Below are 17,374 nucleotides of genomic sequence, written 5' to 3'. Positions count from 1 at the left end.
GCCGATCTTACCTCTGTGGATTTGGTCGAGGACGAAAGCCGCGACCAAGCGTTCACCAAAGCGTTCGGAGTTTCTATTCCCTTGGCGGCGGAAGGCGGAGAAATTTCGCGAAACATGCAATGGTACTATGGCCCTACCGATGTCGATGTTCTATCGAAATATGAGGAATTGGGTCTCGACGATTCCATTCCCTTTGGATGGGGCATCTTCGGATGGATCAACCGCTATGTCTTTACACCCTTCTACGGGTTTTTGAGCTCGTTTTTGCCCTTCGGAATCGCCATTGTAGTCATGACCATTTTGGTGCGTTTGGTCATGTCTCCCGCCACCTATAAATCATATCTTTCACAGGCCAAGATGAAGGTGCTGAAACCGGAAATCACCGAACTGGGCGAGAAGTATAAGGACAATGCCATGAAAAAACAGCAAGAGACCATGAAGCTGTACGGCAAGGCAGGCGTCAGTCCCATGAGCGGCTGTGTTCCGGCACTTTTGCAGATGCCTATTTTTTATGCACTGTTCATGTTTTTCCCGACCTCGTTCGCACTGCGCCAAAAGCCCTTTTTATGGGCCGATGACCTTTCATCGTATGATGTGGTCGCCAATCTTCCTTTCGAGATACCTTTCTATGGGGATCATGTGAGTCTTTTCCCGATTTTGGCTTCAGTGGCCATTTTCTTTTATATGATGATGACCACTGGGCAGAATATGCCCACACAACCAGGCATGCCGAACATGAAGTTTATCATGTACCTCATGCCCGTGATGATGCTGTTCTTTTTCAACAACTACGCCAGTGGATTGAGTCTCTACTATTTTGTGTCTAACCTGATTACCATCGGTATCATGTTGGTCATTAAGAACTTTATTCTTGATAACGACCGGATCCATGCCCAGATCCAGGAGAATAAAAAGAAACCGAAGAAAGAAAATAAATTCCAGCGCAAAATGCGCGAGATGATGGAGCAGGCCGAGGAGCAGAAGAAAATTGGAAAGCGGTAAACAAAAGACCCCCTTTGCCATTTGACGGGCGGGTTCTTAAGCATCAAGTCGAATGGGTGTGATAAACAAAAGACCCCGACATTCCTGTCAGGGTCTCAAGCATCAAGTTAGATTGGTTTGGTAAGATTTGGGACTGTAAAGATGTGGGCTAAAATCAACATATCAAAAATGAAGTTGTAAAGTGTCGCTAATTGTATGTCATTATACACTATACCGATGTTTGCTATTTTCAGGATTCCTTATATCGGATAGTCACCCTAATGTTTTTCGTAAATTTGTGACCTAATACTTTTTAGGAATGAAAAAAGTTGTCATTGGATTATCAGGCGGCGTAGATTCAAGTGTGGCCGCGTATCTTCTTAAGGAACAAGGCTATGACGTCATCGGTCTTTTTATGAAGAACTGGCATGACGATTCCGTGACGATTTCTGAGGAATGTCCGTGGTTGGAAGACAGCAACGATGCGCTCATTGTGGCCGAAAAATTGGGAATTCCCTTTCAGACGGTAGATTTGAGCGTGGACTATAAGGAGCGTATCGTCGATTATATGTTCGAGGAATATGAAAGGGGACGTACGCCCAATCCCGATGTGCTCTGTAATCGAGAAATCAAGTTTGATGTCTTCCTTAAAATTGCGCTCCAGCTTGGTGCGGATTTCGTAGCGACGGGACACTATTGCCGTAAAGGGGTCTTAAAAAATACCGCCGGCTCGGAAACCTATCAATTATTGGCGGGCAAAGATGCCAATAAAGATCAATCCTATTTCTTGTGCCAGCTCTCCCAAGAGCAATTGGCCAAAACCTTGTTTCCCATTGGTGAACTGACCAAACCGGAAGTCCGTCGGATTGCGGCGGACAATGATTTGATAACCGCGGATAAAAAGGATTCCCAAGGCCTTTGTTTTATCGGTAAGGTCAGGCTGCCCGACTTCCTACAGCAAAAACTAAAGCCTAAAAAAGGCGTTATCGTCGAGGTGCCTTCGGATGTCGTTCAATTTCAAAGAACCGTTCCGGATTTTAATGATAAAGCGGATGAATTGGCCTACTATTCCCAAAAGCCGCTATACCAAATTAAGGATGGTAGGGTAGTGGGCGAGCATCAGGGTGCACATTACTTTACGAAAGGCCAACGCAAGGGATTGGATGTCGGCGGCACCAAAGAGCCGCTTTTCGTTATCGATACCGATGTGAATGAAAACGTAATCTACACCGGACAAGGTAAATCACACCCGGGACTGTACCGAAGAACGCTTTTCGTTACCGACGCCGAGCTACATTGGGTGCGCCGCGATCTGGCTTTGAAAGTGGATGGAAGCATGTCAGTCATGGCCCGTATCCGCTACCGTCAGCCTTTGCAAAAAGCGACCTTGTACAAAATCGATGGGGGCTTGTACGTCGATTTCTACGATAAACAATCCGCCATTACCGAAGGGCAGTTTGTGGCTTGGTACGTGGGGGATGAGCTGATAGGGTCGGGCGTGATTTCTTAGGATGATCGGCGAAAGACAACGGTAAACATAGATTGTTAGACTATAACGTATGCTTCTAAACTCGCAAATTGTTCAAGAGTATTTTGGCCTTCGTCTTAAGTCTTTTCGTCCGAAGTCTTGTTTACCTTTAAAACGATGAACACTAGAATCACGGAACTTTTTGGCATAGAACACCCTATCATTCAGGCCGGTATGGTCTGGGCGAGCGGGTGGCGTTTGGCATCCGCGGTTTCCAATGCCGGGGGATTGGGACTTATCGGAGCGGGATCCATGTATCCGGAAGTATTGCGGGAGCATATCCAAAAATGCCGACGGGCGACGGAGTTTCCGTTCGGTGTGAACGTGCCTCTTATGTATCCGGATGTTGACAAGCTAATGGATATCATCGTCGAACTCGGTGTGAAAATCGTTTTTACCTCCGCAGGTAATCCCAAAACCTACACTTCCTCTTTAAAGCAAAAAGGGATTACCGTCGTGCATGTGGTGAGCAGTGTCAAATTTGCCCTAAAAGCACAGGATGCCGGCGTCGACGCCATAGTTGCCGAAGGCTTCGAAGCAGGGGGACACAACGGCAGGGACGAGACCACAACCTTGACCTTGATTCCTTCGGTTAAGGCTAAAATAAAAATACCCCTCATTGCCGCGGGCGGGATTGCCACCGGCCGAGCCATGCTCGCAGCCATGGTCTTGGGCGCTGATGGGGTTCAGGTAGGCAGTCGTTTCGTGGCTAGCCATGAGGCTTCGTCCCACGAGCTGTTCAAACAAAAAGTACTGGAAGCCGGGGAAGGCGATACCCATCTGACCCTTAAGGAACTGGCACCGGTACGTTTGTTAAAGAACAAATTTTACAATGACGTGCAGCAGGCGTATGCCCATGGAGCGACCACCGAAGAATTGACAGATCTTTTAGGGCGCGCCCGCGCCAAACGGGGTATGTTCGAGGGCGATATGGACGAAGGCGAATTGGAAATCGGGCAGGTATCCGCCCTCATCCATGAGATTAAACCCGCAGCGGATATCGTAGCGGATATGATGGCGGAGTTTAAAAGTGCGAAGGTTGAGGTTGGCACTTTATAGTTATGCGAAACATGCTGTGTGGTATAGACATAAAAGATACCTCTAGCTTTAAATTTTATCCTGCAAACGGTGGTTATCCCCGAAACAAAAAATACCGATTTTTCAACTCCTCGATAGCGGTCTCCTTATTTGTAGTAATATAGCGAAGTGCCTCATCCGTAAATTCCTGGCCCTTATCGGTTAGCGAAACAATATTATCCACAATTTGGATAAGGTTGTTCTTTTTGGCTAGGTCCAGTACTGTTTTCGCCTGTACTTTTTGCCAGTTGATATGTTCACGTAGGTGATTGACATGGCGCTCTTTCGATTCTTGGTGGTTTTGAAGGTGCAGCAGAAATACGAGCAGGGATACCTCTTTACGCTGTTGCCGCTCTTTGAAGAGAACGGAAAAAACGCCTTGTTTGGGTGCAAAGAGATATACCAAAAGAAAGATGATGCCCAGCACCGTTGTCATGGATCCGGCGATGGAGGCGTCCAGAATGTTGGCCAGCCAGTATCCGGCGATGGCGGCGAAGATTCCGAAGCAGCAGCTTAATAGCAGCATTTTTTTCAGGTCATCGGTGAGCAGGTAGGCGGTCGCGGCGGGGGCTATGATAAGGGCCACGACCAGTACGGCTCCTACGGCATCAAATGCTCCTACTACCGTGATGGACGAAACTGTCATCAGGCCGTAGTGGATGGCCAGCGGGGAGAATCCTAAGGTGGCGGCAAGTCCCTTGTCGAAGGTGCTGAGTTTGAGTTCCTTGAAAAATAGCAATAGCAAGGTTATCGTGATCATCAAAATCGAGCCGATTACCCAGAGGGATTTTGGGCCGATATCAGTGCCGCCGACGACTAGCCGGTCAAAAGGCGCAAAAGCGAGTTCGCCGAGTAGCACGGCATCGATATCCAAATGTACATCGTTGGCATTTTTTGCGATCAGTATGACCCCGATACTGAAAAGGGCCGGGAATACCAGTCCGATTGCGGTATCCTCTTTAACGAGTCCCGTTTTTTGGATGAACTCCACCAACATGACGGTAATGACCCCGGTGAGTGCGGCCAATAAAATGAGTAGGGGGGAATTGAGGTCTTGCGTTATAAAAAATCCTAGAACGATGCCCGGCAGTATGGCGTGGCTGATGGCGTCGCTGATCATGGCCATTTTGCGGAGCACCAAAAAGGTACCGGGAATGGCACAGGCAACCGCGACCAAGGCGGCGATGAGTTGTATTTCGATTTGTGCGCTAGTCATTTTCTGAGCCTAATTTATTGTACATCGATTCCGCTTCTGCGTAGCCTTTTTGGGTCATTGCCCATTGATTGCCCGATATGGCGATGAGCTGCTCTTCTTCAAGCTGGTTCAAGGTCTTTCGGGTAAAGCCCTGAAAGTTGTTCAGAATACGAATGGCATGTGGGCGGGAGATATCTTCGTGTTCCTTGACGATATGATACATAAAGGTAAGCGTCTTTTTTTGGTGGAGCTCACGACGGTTCCTACGAAAACGGATTTCCCGGAAAAGGAGTCCACGTCCCGGGGAGAAGATAAAGGAAACCACCACAAAGAATGCTGCTACCAAAACTATCACGGGGCCTGTGGAGAGGTTGTTCTGACTGGCACTGATGGCCGTTCCGAAAACCCCGGAAAAGGCTCCGAATATGGATGCCAATATGATCATCTTTCCCAAGTTGTTCGTCCACTGTCTTGCCGCTGCGGCCGGGGCCAGCAGCATGGCGCTCATGAGAACGACGCCTACGGTCTGCAAGCCCAATACGATGGCGAGCACGATAAAGCTGGTGATCAAGATATCGAGAAAGCGGACGTTGAAGCCCAAGGTTTTGGTGTAGTCGGCATCGAAAAGCAGGAGCTTGAGTTCCTTCCAAAATAGAAGTAATACCATAAGACTGATGCCGGTAACAATGGCCATGACCCAAACATCGGATTCCACCAGGGTAGCGGCCTGTCCGAAGAGGTATTTGTCAAGACCTGCCTGATTGGCATTGGGCATTTTTTGGATAAACGTCAGCAACAACATCCCAAAACCGAAGAACAGGGAGAGGATCAATCCCAAGGCAGTATCGTTCTTCAAGCGTGTCCGCTTGACAATGCCCTTGATCCAGAAGGTGCCTACCAAGCCGCTGATCAAAGCTCCTATCAATAAAAGGTTGGTGTCTTTGACTCCGGTTAGGATGAAGGCCAGTGCAATGCCCGGTAAGGCCGCATGTGAAATGGCATCGCCCAACAGACTTTGCTTCCGCAACACGGCAAAACTGCCCAGCATACCGCAGATCGCGCCGAGGATGGCGGTACCCAGCGTTATGGTACGGAGGGTGTAATCAGTGAAAAAATCGGTTAATTCCATGGATTACTGATTGACCGCTACCTTATAATTGATACCATAGGTTTTGGTCAGGTTATCATCGTTAAAGATATCCTTGACTGGGCCAGAGGCGATTCCTTTAACATTTAGAAAGGTCACCCAGTCGAAATATTCGGGAACGGTCTGTAGGTCGTGATGCACCACAATCAACGTTTTGCCCTGTTTGCGGAGTTCCTTTAGAATATTGATAATGGCTTTTTCGGTGGTGGCGTCCACGCCTTGAAAAGGTTCGTCCATGAGGTAAATGGAGGCGTTTTGTACCAAGGCGCGGGCCAGAAAGATCCGTTGTTGCTGCCCGCCGCTTAACTGGCTTATCTGCCTGCCTTTGAACTCCAGCATCCCCACTTTTTCCAAGGCTTCCAAGGAGCGTTTTTTCTCCTTTAGTCCCGGTCGCTTGATCCAGCCCAAGCCCCCATAAGTACCCATCATGACCACATCGAGGGCGACCGTGGGAAAATCCCAGTCCACACTGCCCTTCTGGGGTACATAGGCCACCTTGTCAACCTGCTTTTTATAGGGTTGCCCGAATACCTGTACGCTGCCCGCTATGGGTTTTATAATCCCCAAAATGGCCTTTATCAAAGTGGACTTACCGGCCCCGTTGGGCCCTACGATGGCCATGAGTACGCCTTCGGGAACTACCAGGTCAATATCCCAAAGCACGGGCTTGTAGTCGTAGGCCACGGTAAGGTCGTCTATTTGGATTGCGGGATGGGTAGTCGAATTGTTCATTAATGATCATTAAGTAATCTTCGTTCTTTTTGGGACCTAGGTGTAAGGTTCAAACGCTACTGCCCAGCTGCCACTGTCAACTTATTTTAATGCCTCGACAATGGTGTTGACATTATATCGGAACATTCCGATATACGTTCCTTCCTCCGTACCTGAACTACCTAGCGCATCCGAATAAAGCGTACCGCCGATCTGTACATCGTAGCCCTGTGATTTGACGGCTTGCTGTAAGGCCTCTATGGTTCTTTTGGGAACGCTGCTTTCCACAAAAATGGCCTTGACCTGTTTGTCGATGATGAGCTGGGCGAGGTTCTGCACATCTTGTACCCCGGCTTCCGTGGCCGTGGAAAGTCCCTGTAGCCCTACGACCTCGAAACCGTATTCTTTTCCAAAATAGTTAAAGGCATCGTGGGCGGTGACCAGTACCCGCTTTTCCTCGGGCAGGGTGGCGATGGTTTGGCGGACTTCCTCTTCAAGGGCATCCAGTTTTTTTAAGTATTGCTCCTTATTATCCTCATAAAAGGAAGCGTTATCGGGGTCCATTTTGCCTAATTCTTCGGTGAGGTAGTTGGTAATCTGCTTCCAATATTCGATATTGAACCAGATATGCGGATCGAAATTCGAGGCAAAGTACTCTGAACCTATTAGGCTACCCTTGTCCAACACTTCCGCTAAGGCTATCGTATTGCTGTAGCGTCCCATTTTTTCAAATACGTCGACCAGTTTTCCTTCGAGATGTAATCCACTATAAAACACGACATCGGCTCCGGTCAGTTTAGAAACGTCGCCCTCACTGGCTTTATAGAGATGGGGATCAACGCCGCTACCCATGAGTCCTTGAAGGCTGACGGAGTCCCGCCCGATATTTTTGACCAGATCGGTGATCATGGTCGTTGTGGTGACGATATTGAGTTTTCCGTCGTTTCTTTTAGTGGAGTTTTTACACCCTATACATACTACAAGACAAAGAAAAAATAGTAAGCGATTTTTCATAAAATATATATGGTATCCGAATTCCATTTGTTGGCCCAAAAGCTTCGGGGGATGCTTAGGATTTGGTCCCACGACTTTAGTTTAAGCCGAGGGCAGCCGAAGTAATCGGGATGATCGATCTGATTTTTTTTCACTGATCTACATAAATATTATCCGTAGCGGTTTTCGAAAGCTGAACTTCTTCGTCTTCGATGCGTACGGTCATGCTCTCATCGAATTTTTCAATGTTTACTACCTCTACCGCAGTGCCCAGACCTATTTGCTGTTTGGCCAAGTACTTTAAAAAGGATGAGGAAGCGTCGTTAAAGCCTTTGCAGGTGCCGCGGTCGCCCTTGCGTAATTGTGAGAGCTTTTTTTTCGGGACTTCGGGCATATTTCCATGGGCATCCGGAATCGGATCACCATGGGGGTCATAGGCCGGTCGCCCCAAGAACTTATCGAGTTCCTCTACAAGTTTTATCGATTTTATATGCTCCAACTGCTCGGCTACTTCGTGTACTTCGTCCCAATTAAAGTGTAGACGATCTACGAGAAACGATTCCCATAAGCGGTGTTTTCTCACTACGGCCAAGGCATGTTCCTTGCCGGTTTCGGTCAACTGAACTCCATAATATTTCTGGTAATCCACCAACTTTTTCTCGGCCAGCCGCTTGACCATTTCGGTAACCGAGGCGGCCTTGGTGTCAAGGTGTGCTGAAATGCTGCTTGTCGATACGCCGTCATCCGTTTGCTGTTGCAAATGGAATATAGCTTTCAAATAATTTTCTTCGGATTGGGTAAACATAATATTTAGATAGGATACAAATGTACGTATAATAATTTTAAAAAAATTATTAGCTTATCCTAAATATTTAAAAGGATTCAGGACTTGTCCGATTACCGAACCGGATGAAAACTATAGATCAAGGGTGTCCGCCATGGGTTTCATGCGGAATCGGAAGTTGGCAACGTATGGAATGATGAAGCGGTATCCGGGCTTACTTGATACGTTTTCCCTCGGTCACGAAAGAAAGCCCTTGGGAACCATGGGTATTGATCATTACGGCTTCGAAAAGCGGTTCGTTGCTGTTTCGTTTTTTCTTCCAATCGAAAATAAAATTGGCGCCGGTACCCCCTTCCTTATCGATACCGTCGATAACGATTTGTACCGTTTCCATGGGCTTTACAAAAATGGTTTGATCGAAATAGGTACGGATCGGCTCCCCGTGCGTGTTGTAATACACCGCCTTGTCGATAAAAACCTCTTCGTCGCGGTTCGGGTTGTGCAGACTGACGGTAACGGTCAAATCGGATTGCTCCTGATCGTTGCGCATGTAGATGGAGGAGTAGATGGATAGAAAGGTGTGGCCGACATCCAAGGTATCCGATATGGGGGCCGTTATCCTTCTTTTTTGCCAATTGATCGGGTTGGTCGAACTTAGTTCCCGGGGTTTTTCGTTGCACGAGACCGCAATAAAACAGAGAGCAATTAAGGCGAATGTATATTTCATCGGTATCCGTTTACTGGAATTACTAATTCGCTGTTAAGATAAGCAAAACCAACCAAAAACGGTTTTCTTTTGTCTTGAAGTGTTGTCGTCGAAAATTTAGTGTAGGCCATCGGTGTCCTATTAAATTAAAAGCTTTTGCCTTTTAAAAATAAAAAGGGATTTCCCATAAAGAAAATCCCTTTTAAAAATAATCGGCAATGTGACAAATATCCCCTTAATTATCTGTCTCGCGATCGATAATGTTTTCGGCTTGGGAAGCGGGCAAGAATATCTGTATACCAATATTCAATCCTATACTATTTTGGTAACTGGTGTCGCCACCACCGGCCAAACCGTTGTATTTCAGGGTAGTTTCCAAAGCAACATTATCGGTGATGAAGTACGCATATCCCGGTCCGAACCCAAGTGCGAAACCGTTGGTTGAAGGACCGTCCTTAATATTCACTCCCGAAATACCGCCGTTGGCCTCGACGAAGAAACGACCTCTATTCAATAAGTTTTCAACCCCGACTTCACCAGGAAACAAATAGTATCTTGACAAGGCCTGAATACCGTATACCGTAGATTTGGCCGATACGCCGTTGACCTCGGGTGATTTAGTGAATCCGAGATTGGTCGAGACACCGATCAAGAAATTGTCGGCCACAAAATAACCGACTTTGGGACTTAGCCCTACGTTATAGCCCGCACCATCGTTAAGGCCAAAATTTAAACCGAAAAGACCGTCATTGGTCGTACTAACCAAGCCGCTTCCTGTATCGGCCCCCAACATAATGTCTCCTTTACTTAGCTGTGCTTTCGAGATACCTACTGCCCCGAATACCATGGCAACAGCTAGCAGTAAAGCGATTCTCGTGGTTTTCCCAGAACGTTTATTTCCTAGCTGGGCCCTGTGTAAGCAACTTCGATTAAGATTTTTCATTTGTGTGTTTTAAGGATTTAATTTGCAAACCTATTCATCAACCTTTGTAGGTATTGACGTTATTGCAAAGATTATTACAACAGAAAGGATTGCTTAAGGTCTCTTCGCCAATTGTGCCAATTCATTTACAAAGGTTCTATATATGTTTCCTATGCGGTTGGCATCGTTGTCGCCGTGGCTTTTTTTGTATTTTTATTGGGATTTGGCTCAATAAATTTATCGATGGATCGAAACTGAAAAAAGCCTTTGGATGGTCCGTTCTGCTTATGGGCGTTTACATTCTGGTGAAGGAGCTTTTTCTAAAATAAAAAGCGGTATTAGTAACAAAAGTTACCGTAAGCGCATGACCAAAGCAATATATTTGAACAATCATAAAAAACATAGTGTTATGAAAATAGAACAGATTTATACGGGCTGTCTGGCACAAGGTGCATACTATATCGAAAGTAAGGGTGAAGTCGCCATTATAGACCCGTTGCGAGAGGTCAAGCCGTATATCGATCGCGCCAAGGCCGACGATGCCAAGATCAAATATATTTTTGAGACCCACTTTCACGCCGATTTTGTGAGCGGTCATGTTACGTTGGCCAAGCAAACCGGAGCGGCAATCGTTTATGGTCCCAATGCCAACCCATCTTTCGACGCCCTAATCGCTGAAGACGTTCAGGAGTTCAAAGTGGGCGATATAACAATCGTTGCCCTGCACACCCCGGGACACACAATGGAAAGCACGACTTTCTTGCTCCGAGACGAAGACGGAAAAGACCACGCTATTTTTAGCGGCGATACGTTGTTCTTGGGAGATGTCGGCCGGCCCGACCTGGCCCAAAAAATGGGCGATACAACCGAAAGGGATTTAGCGGGATTTCTATATGACAGTCTCCGTGAGAAAATCATGCCCTTGGCGGATGATGTCATCGTCTATCCGGCGCACGGTGCAGGTTCCGCCTGCGGAAAGAACATGATGAAGGAAACCGTCGATTCCCTCGGCAACCAGAAAAAAATGAACTATGCCCTCAGGGCCGATATGACCAAGGATGAATTTATAAAAGAGGTGACGGACGGTCTATTACCGCCGCCGCAATATTTTCCCTTGAACGTTAAAATGAACAAGGAAGGCTACGATGATTTCGGCGATGTGTTGGAAAGGGGCACGCGAGCCCTTTCGCCCAGTGCCTTCGAAGCCGCCGCGAACGAGACAGGGGCCATTGTTCTCGATGTACGCCATCAAGACGATTTTGCCAAAGGCCATATCCCGCGTTCCATCTTTATAGGTCTAAACGGCGATTTTGCCCCATGGGTCGGCGCCCTGATCGCCGATGTAAAGCAGCCCATACTGTTGGTCGCTCCCAAAGGAAGCGAGGAGGAGGCAGTAACGAGGCTCTCCCGGGTCGGTTTTGACAATACCTTGGGCTATTTGGAAGGCGGTTTCGACGCATGGAAAAAGGCCGTTATGGATTATGATTCGGTCAGTCAAGTAAATGCGGAGGGGTTAAGCGGACTTTTAAAAGAAGAGGAAGCCCCGGTCTTCGACGTTCGAAAGGAAAGTGAATATCTATCGGAACATGTACAGGGGGCGAACAACACTCCGCTCGACTATCTGAACGATTATTTGGCCGAATTTCCCGACCACGAACCGTTTTATGTACATTGCGCCAGCGGATACCGGAGCATGATAGCCTCATCCATATTAAAAAGCAGGGGCGTACACAATCTTATCGATGTTTTGGGAGGCTTCGATGCCATCAAAGAGGCGAAAGTGCCCGTGTCCGAATATGTTTGTCCGTCGAAGCTCTAAACCTATCCTATTTCTTGCTTTCCTTCTTAAATCCATGCACTACTTGCCCGAAGAAATCCTTGGGCAGGCGTTCATCGCCAGGGTATCCCAATTTGATGTTACCACCGGCCTCGGGAATGTAGTTGGTTTTGAAGAGGTAATCCCATAGACTTAGGCTGATTCCGAAATTAACACCGTATTTACCTTCTGGCAAGTCGTAGGCGTGATGGTACAAATGCATAACCGGATTGTTCAGAATATACTTCAAAGGTCCCCAAGTGATCTTGATGTTCGAATGGTTAAAATGACCGATGGCAATGGCAAAGAAATGAACAATGTAGGCTTGTTCGGGCTCAAAACCGCCCAAGATCATGACCCAAAAAGTCTTTAGGGGTTTGTAAAGAATATTTTCCATCCAATGGAAACGCAGATGTGCGGCGAACCCCATTTCCTTAACGCTGTGGTGCACCTCATGGAATCTCCATAGAAACTCGTATTTGTGGAGTAAGATATGGGTAAACCATTGTACGAAGTCGAGTATGGTAAAGAAGATCAGAAGTTGTGTCCACATCGGCCAGGCTGTGATATCGATCAGGGCCAAGCTTTGGGCCGATATTCCGAAATCCTCGAAAAGCACCTCTAAAACGGTGTAGAACCCGCTAATGACAATGGCGAACAGGAAAAAATTGAAGAACATGTAGAAGCCGTCCATCCAAAAATCCTTTCTGAAAATACCCTGTTCCTTCCGCCAGGGAAAAATGATTTCTAAAAGCCAGACCACAAGCGAGATAGCAATAAGGCCCCAAAAGTAATTGGTGTACCAAGGCACTTCGAACAAAATGGACTTCCAAGTCCACCGCACCATCCCGGTAAAGGCGTTGCTAAATGCTTCTAAGTATTCCATTATTCTATAGAAATCAATACGCAAAGATAACCCATATATGTGGAATCCCTCGGTAACAAGGATTAGGTATGCACAGGGTCATCCACAAAAATTGAAGTTAAAAAATGGGTACCCATTTCACGTTACACTGCCAATAAAATAGCCACATAATGGCAAACAGCGGCCGCCAATACAAAAAAATGCCATACCGCATGGTTGTAGGGATACTTTTCCCACAGGTAAAAGATAACGCCCAAAAGATAAAGCACGCCCCCGATACTTATCATAATCACTATGGGGTCGGGAATCGCATCAAAGAAAGTGCGCCCGCCCACGATAAGGATGCATCCCATGGCTATGTAAACGATCGTCGAGACAATATTCCACTTGCCCGTAAAAAAAATCTTGAAAATAATTCCCAATGCCGTCAGGCCCCACAACACCGAAAGCAAGGTTATGCCAAATGCATTGTACATAAAAATCAATAGAAAAGGCGTGTAGGTGCCAGCTATCAGGAAATAAATACTGATGTGGTCAAGGATTTCGAATATACGCTTTGCCCCGACATGTTGAAAGCTATGGTACAGGGTGGAAAAAGTGAAAAGTTGCAAAAAACAGAATCCGTATATCGCTGCCCCGATAACCCCCGGTGTATTATCACTTTTTATGGCAAAGGCGATTAGGATAGGAACGCCGACAATGCCAAAAATAATCCCGAAGCCGTGTATGATACCGTTTACGAGTTCTAGCTGAATTTGTGTATCGCGGTTGGGGACTTCCATGAACTTTATCTTTTCAGATACGTTAGCCCCGTTTCCAAGTCTGTAGTCAGCTCGAACAGGCTAGTATTTTGCAGCATCTGTTTCAGTTCATCACGGATGACCACAAACTTATCGTGTACCGGACAGGGTTTGTTGGCATTGCATTTTTCAAGCCCCAGGCCACAACCTTCGTATATAGATTCCCCATCGATGGCAACGACAATATCGGCCAACTTTAGGGTATCGATTCTTTTCTTTTCGATTTGAAAACCTCCAGCCGGGCCTTTTGTAGAGTCCAGAATATCGTTCTTGGCCAATTGGTGGAGGATTTTTGCGGTAAATGCCGTGGGGGAATTGACCTTTTCTGCGATTTCCTTTAAACTAACCCGCCTGCCCTGCAACGACTGCATGGCGATATAGATGGTAGCTTTGATTCCGTATTCGCAGGCCTTGGAAAACATTCTGTTTCGGGTTTGCGACAAAGATAGCACTTTTTCAATTCGGATAAAATTATCGGAATAATGTTTTGCTTCCAACGATTTTTCACACTACATTAGTGATGTAAGTATGTCGGAAAAGGAAGAACCTGATGGATGCCCCGCAATCCCCAGTGAATGTTCGCTTCCTATTTGGGCATGATCGCGGAAAGTTTAAGCCGTAGTTCTTACCATACATCAATGTGGATGCCTTCTTTTCGTCATAGATTTATCCCAAATAAAAAACATAAAAACATAAAAACATGAAAACAAAAACGGTAGAATTGGTAGCAAGCCCAAGGGCGCCGCATTTTGTCGGCGACGGGTTTCGGGTACATAATTTCATTCCCAGCGGATTTCGGATGGATATGCAACGGATGAGTCCTTTTATATTATTGGACTACAATTCAACCTATAAATTCCCGCCTTCCGATACCCCGAAAGGGGTCGGCGTACATCCGCACAAAGGCTTTGAGACCGTAACGATTGCATACAAAGGCAAGGTGGCCCATAATGACAGCAGTGGCGGTGGCGGGGTAATCGGCCAAGGTGACGTACAATGGATGACCGCCGCAAAAGGGGTGTTGCACAAAGAATATCACGAAGCGGAATGGAGCAAAAAAGGCGGTGATTTCCAAATGGTGCAACTATGGGTCAACCTTCCCGCCAAGGACAAGAAGGCCGATCCCAAGTACCAGGCCATAAAATATGCGGATATCAACCGGTATGAGCTGAAGGACGGAGCGGGCAATATCGAAGTCATTGCCGGCGCGTACAAAGGTACGAAAGGCTCTGCTTCGACTTTTACGCCTTTACATATGTTCAACGCCAAATTGACCAAGGGCGGAAAAGCCGATTTCCGATTTCCGGCGGATTACAATACAGCGCTTCTTGTTCTCGAAGGGAGCATCGTGATCAACGGAAAAGAAGAAGTGCCCACCGACCATTTGGCATTGATGGCAAACGATGGGGAAAATTTTGAAGCCGAAGCAACGGAAGACGCCGTGGTATTGGTTTTAAGCGGTGAACCGATTGACGAACCCATCGCGGCCCAAGGTCCCTTCGTCATGAACACCAGGGAGGAGCTGGCCGAGGCCTTCAACGAATTCAATACCGGAAAATTCGGATATTTGGAAGATTAGAACCCTCTAAAAAACCAACTCCTTTGAAAAGGAATACACTCATTTAAACCTAAAAAATGCCCTGATACCAATATCCGGGCATTTTTATATCCGGTATTTTCCAAATTCCTTTAATTCGGCGCTATATCGCCGTCCGCGTTATCGACAAAGGTATTGTTGGTATTCGTCAAACTATTTCCGCCTTGTACAAAGTCAATACCCCAGGCGCCACTGTCCTTAATCGTACTGTTCTCAAGGGTCAACGCCCCTTGGCAATGGATGACGATATTGCCCTGTCCCCCTGCATTGTACATCTGGCTGGCACCTCCTCCCGAAATTTCGCAATATTTCAAAAGATTGGCCGCGGTACTGGAGTTGATGCCAATGCCGCGCCAGGTGCCTTGGCCGTCGCTGACTCCCTTAAAAATAATCGATTCTTCGGCCGTGCCTTCTGCATGCAGGGATCCCGTAAGTGGAGTACAATCGAAACTTGGGTTCCCCAATATGATTCCGGCCGCGGTTTCGAACTCCATGATCACCCCTGGAAGAATGGTCAACGCCTTTTCCACGTAGGTAACCCGTCCATCTTCATCCCGTGCGATACGGTAGGGCACTTCCAATTTGGCCACGGTAAGGTCGGCATCCTTGATTGCCCGACCGAATACCTGTATATAGGCCCTGCCATTTCCTTCCGCATAGGAGGATGCGGTATCCAACTGGTCAACCTGTGGTAAATGGATCAAGATAGGTGCCAATTCGTTGTTGATCAGGGCGTTTTCCTCAAAATCCTCCAATCGGGCATCAGGGTCATCCATGTAGATACCGAACGCGCCACTATCGGTTATCGAGGTATGCTGGATAATTACCCGGCTCTCGCATTGCAAGGCAATGTTGGCCGAAAATTGGGAGCCATTGTAGATTTTATCACTGCCTCCGCCAGAAATATCGCAATAGATCAGCTTGTTGTTCGGACTGGAAGAATTAAACCCAAGCCCCAGCCAAGTGCCCTTGCCTTCGGTAACCCCTCGGAAGGTAATATGGCTTTCTTCGGTACCCGTGGCATTCAATGAACCCATGGTCGTAATACAATCCGCTGCCTGTTCCCCCAACCGAAACCCCGCACCGTTCGTGAACTCCAGAACACTGCCAGGATCGATGGTCAAGGCTTTGTTGACGTTATACCTTTTGCTTTCCACAAAGCGATAGGGCACATTTAGCATAGCCATGGCAACATCGTCGTCCTCAATGTCGTTTTCGCGGATTTCAACATAATCCTTCCCGTTGCCCTGATAGTCGGAATCCCCATCCAAGATGCCTAGTTGGTTAAAATATAGACCAATGGCGGAGCCTTCATTGTTGGTTATCGTGTTGCCCGAAAATTCGTCAATATCGGCCTTGTCGGTGACGAAAATCCCATACCCGTCATTATCGGTAATAGTACAGTTGACAATGGCCGCCCCGGATTCATCACCACGGGTGAGCTGTACCGCGCCATTTTCGCCCGATTGCCCGGAAGCTGTTCGGCCGGCATGGCTTACGGATACGTTTTCCAACCTATTCTCGGGATGGTTCGAAGCGAAATATATCCCCTTCCACACCCCTTTGATTTCGTTGGTACCCTTTAATTTTATAGGATCGGCTTCGGTACCAATGGCTTTTATTCCCCCACCTTCAATCGCGAAAATGCCACTTTCGGCTCCCTCAAAGGCAATGATTACCCCGGGTTGTATCGTCAACAAGGCATTCCCCCTTACCGAAATGGCACACTGTACTACGTAATCTACCGCATCGCCGGTTTCCACATCTTCCCAAACCGTATCTTCGGTAATTTCGTTTTTAGAACAATCGAATGCGTTGCCCGAGATTACCGTAAACGATGGCCCCGAAGCCGTTTTGCCCTTGACGGTAACCGCTACCGGACCTGTAGTAGCATTTTGTGGGACTACCGCTACAATCTGTGCTGCCGAGGCGGACTTTAAAGTACTTGCCATACCATTAAAGGTAACGGCATTCTCTCCGGCAGTACTGCTGAAGTTCTTGCCGGTTATTGTGACTTCGGTGCCTGCTACACCAGTAGTCGGATCTATAGCCGAAATCGTCGGTGCGACCGGAGTTGGTTCGGGATCCGGATCCTTGTTCGGCCCATCATCTCTACTACAACCTACCAACACCATTACGCATAAGGTGGCTGCCATAAATTTATGTATCGTGCTCAAAACAGTACGCTTGTTTTTGTTACTTTTTGTTTTCATGATCTTAATTTTTTGGATATGTTATTTTGTTTTGGAGAA

General features: G+C 47.1%; 16 protein-coding genes and 1 pseudogene. 6 read left to right on the top strand and 11 right to left on the bottom strand.

The window, feature by feature from the left end; translation table 11 throughout:
* From yidC to ACEW8S_RS02435, 3 genes are all read left to right on the top strand, one after another.
* Positions 1-1,002: membrane protein insertase YidC (gene yidC / locus ACEW8S_RS02445; protein ID WP_373516597.1), on the top strand; the 1,002-nt coding region annotated here is incomplete at its 5' end.
* A gap of 298 nt (positions 1,003-1,300) precedes the next feature.
* Positions 1,301-2,491 (top strand): tRNA 2-thiouridine(34) synthase MnmA, encoded by a 1,191-nt coding sequence (mnmA, locus tag ACEW8S_RS02440; RefSeq protein ID WP_373516596.1) that lies wholly within the window; start codon positions 1,301-1,303, stop codon positions 2,489-2,491.
* Between the two features lie 117 nt (positions 2,492-2,608).
* On the top strand, positions 2,609-3,568 hold the full coding sequence (locus ACEW8S_RS02435) for an NAD(P)H-dependent flavin oxidoreductase (RefSeq protein ID WP_373516595.1): 960 nt from the start codon (positions 2,609-2,611) through the stop codon (positions 3,566-3,568).
* 73 nt (positions 3,569-3,641) lie between these two features.
* Here the strand turns inward: ACEW8S_RS02435 and ACEW8S_RS02430 are convergent, their stop codons facing one another.
* From ACEW8S_RS02430 to ACEW8S_RS02400, 7 genes are all read right to left on the bottom strand, one after another.
* Positions 3,642-4,802: a metal ABC transporter permease gene (locus ACEW8S_RS02430; protein WP_373516594.1), complete on the bottom strand. Its 1,161-nt coding sequence runs from the start codon at positions 4,800-4,802 to the stop codon at positions 3,642-3,644.
* Positions 4,795-5,910, bottom strand: a complete 1,116-nt coding sequence (locus tag ACEW8S_RS02425) for a metal ABC transporter permease (protein WP_373516593.1) — start codon at positions 5,908-5,910, stop codon at positions 4,795-4,797. The genes ACEW8S_RS02430 and ACEW8S_RS02425 overlap by 8 nt, the downstream gene beginning before the upstream one ends.
* Before the next feature lie 3 nt (positions 5,911-5,913).
* Positions 5,914-6,660, bottom strand: coding sequence for a metal ABC transporter ATP-binding protein (locus ACEW8S_RS02420; protein WP_373516592.1), 747 nt, complete (start codon positions 6,658-6,660; stop codon positions 5,914-5,916).
* 81 nt (positions 6,661-6,741) lie between these two features.
* Positions 6,742-7,653, bottom strand: a complete 912-nt coding sequence (locus ACEW8S_RS02415; RefSeq protein ID WP_373516591.1) for a metal ABC transporter solute-binding protein, Zn/Mn family — start codon at positions 7,651-7,653, stop codon at positions 6,742-6,744.
* Between the two features lie 130 nt (positions 7,654-7,783).
* Entirely contained in the window at positions 7,784-8,437 is a 654-nt protein-coding gene (locus ACEW8S_RS02410; RefSeq protein WP_373516590.1) for a metal-dependent transcriptional regulator, read from the bottom strand.
* A 193-nt stretch (positions 8,438-8,630) separates the two neighbouring features.
* Positions 8,631-9,143 (bottom strand): DUF3124 domain-containing protein, encoded by a 513-nt coding sequence (locus tag ACEW8S_RS02405; protein ID WP_373516589.1) that lies wholly within the window; start codon positions 9,141-9,143, stop codon positions 8,631-8,633.
* Positions 9,144-9,357: 214 nt separating this feature from the next.
* Positions 9,358-10,065 carry a hypothetical protein gene (locus ACEW8S_RS02400; RefSeq protein WP_373516588.1) on the bottom strand — a complete coding sequence of 236 codons (708 nt, stop codon included), beginning with the start codon at positions 10,063-10,065 and terminating at the stop codon, positions 9,358-9,360.
* Between the two features lie 188 nt (positions 10,066-10,253).
* Between ACEW8S_RS02400 and ACEW8S_RS02395 the strand changes: the two are divergent.
* Positions 10,254-10,373, top strand: a pseudogene (locus ACEW8S_RS02395) (sulfite exporter TauE/SafE family protein); the annotation flags it as partial.
* 80 nt (positions 10,374-10,453) lie between these two features.
* Positions 10,454-11,863, top strand: coding sequence for a rhodanese-like domain-containing protein (locus ACEW8S_RS02390; RefSeq protein WP_373516587.1), 1,410 nt, complete (start codon positions 10,454-10,456; stop codon positions 11,861-11,863).
* A gap of 7 nt (positions 11,864-11,870) precedes the next feature.
* Here the strand turns inward: ACEW8S_RS02390 and ACEW8S_RS02385 are convergent, their stop codons facing one another.
* The 3 genes from ACEW8S_RS02385 to ACEW8S_RS02375 all read right to left on the bottom strand — a co-directional run bounded on the left by ACEW8S_RS02385 (position 11,871) and on the right by ACEW8S_RS02375 (position 13,947).
* Positions 11,871-12,746 (bottom strand): sterol desaturase family protein, encoded by an 876-nt coding sequence (locus ACEW8S_RS02385; RefSeq protein WP_373516586.1) that lies wholly within the window; start codon positions 12,744-12,746, stop codon positions 11,871-11,873.
* A gap of 122 nt (positions 12,747-12,868) precedes the next feature.
* Positions 12,869-13,507: a hemolysin III family protein gene (locus ACEW8S_RS02380; RefSeq protein WP_373516585.1), complete on the bottom strand. Its 639-nt coding sequence runs from the start codon at positions 13,505-13,507 to the stop codon at positions 12,869-12,871.
* Between the two features lie 5 nt (positions 13,508-13,512).
* The gene (locus ACEW8S_RS02375; RefSeq protein ID WP_373516584.1) at positions 13,513-13,947 is read right to left on the bottom strand and encodes an Rrf2 family transcriptional regulator; all 435 of its coding nucleotides are present in this window, start codon (positions 13,945-13,947) and stop codon (positions 13,513-13,515) included.
* 278 nt (positions 13,948-14,225) lie between these two features.
* Between ACEW8S_RS02375 and ACEW8S_RS02370 the strand changes: the two genes are divergently transcribed.
* The gene (locus ACEW8S_RS02370) at positions 14,226-15,104 is read left to right on the top strand and encodes a pirin family protein (RefSeq protein WP_373516583.1); all 879 of its coding nucleotides are present in this window, start codon (positions 14,226-14,228) and stop codon (positions 15,102-15,104) included.
* A 110-nt stretch (positions 15,105-15,214) separates the two neighbouring features.
* Here ACEW8S_RS02370 and ACEW8S_RS02365 read toward each other — a convergent pair whose 3' ends face one another.
* Positions 15,215-17,335 carry an IPT/TIG domain-containing protein gene (locus ACEW8S_RS02365; RefSeq protein WP_373516582.1) on the bottom strand — a complete coding sequence of 707 codons (2,121 nt, stop codon included), beginning with the start codon at positions 17,333-17,335 and terminating at the stop codon, positions 15,215-15,217.
* Positions 17,336-17,374 lie beyond the last annotated feature (39 nt).

Source organism: Pricia sp. (genome assembly GCF_041745955.1).
In the GTDB taxonomy this organism is placed as follows: Bacteria; Bacteroidota; Bacteroidia; order Flavobacteriales; family Flavobacteriaceae; genus Pricia.
This window is presented reverse-complemented; position numbering and strand designations above follow the sequence as displayed.

Excerpts from the sequence above, each read along its gene's own strand:
- ACEW8S_RS02430 (WP_373516594.1), bottom strand. The coding sequence starts at position 4,802 with ATGACTAGCGCACAAATCGAAATACAACTCATCGCCGCCTTGGTCGCG.
- ACEW8S_RS02400 (WP_373516588.1), bottom strand. The coding sequence starts at position 10,065 with ATGAAAAATCTTAATCGAAGTTGCTTACACAGGGCCCAGCTAGGAAAT.
- mnmA (WP_373516596.1), top strand. The coding sequence starts at position 1,301 with ATGAAAAAAGTTGTCATTGGATTATCAGGCGGCGTAGATTCAAGTGTG.
- ACEW8S_RS02415 (WP_373516591.1), bottom strand. The coding sequence starts at position 7,653 with ATGAAAAATCGCTTACTATTTTTTCTTTGTCTTGTAGTATGTATAGGG.
- ACEW8S_RS02375 (WP_373516584.1), bottom strand. The coding sequence starts at position 13,947 with ATGTTTTCCAAGGCCTGCGAATACGGAATCAAAGCTACCATCTATATC.
- ACEW8S_RS02365 (WP_373516582.1), bottom strand. The coding sequence starts at position 17,335 with ATGAAAACAAAAAGTAACAAAAACAAGCGTACTGTTTTGAGCACGATA.
- ACEW8S_RS02420 (WP_373516592.1), bottom strand. The coding sequence starts at position 6,660 with ATGAACAATTCGACTACCCATCCCGCAATCCAAATAGACGACCTTACC.
- ACEW8S_RS02385 (WP_373516586.1), bottom strand. The coding sequence starts at position 12,746 with ATGGAATACTTAGAAGCATTTAGCAACGCCTTTACCGGGATGGTGCGG.
- ACEW8S_RS02425 (WP_373516593.1), bottom strand. The coding sequence starts at position 5,910 with ATGGAATTAACCGATTTTTTCACTGATTACACCCTCCGTACCATAACG.
- ACEW8S_RS02405 (WP_373516589.1), bottom strand. The coding sequence starts at position 9,143 with ATGAAATATACATTCGCCTTAATTGCTCTCTGTTTTATTGCGGTCTCG.
- ACEW8S_RS02410 (WP_373516590.1), bottom strand. The coding sequence starts at position 8,437 with ATGTTTACCCAATCCGAAGAAAATTATTTGAAAGCTATATTCCATTTG.
- ACEW8S_RS02390 (WP_373516587.1), top strand. The coding sequence starts at position 10,454 with ATGAAAATAGAACAGATTTATACGGGCTGTCTGGCACAAGGTGCATAC.
- ACEW8S_RS02370 (WP_373516583.1), top strand. The coding sequence starts at position 14,226 with ATGAAAACAAAAACGGTAGAATTGGTAGCAAGCCCAAGGGCGCCGCAT.
- ACEW8S_RS02380 (WP_373516585.1), bottom strand. The coding sequence starts at position 13,507 with ATGGAAGTCCCCAACCGCGATACACAAATTCAGCTAGAACTCGTAAAC.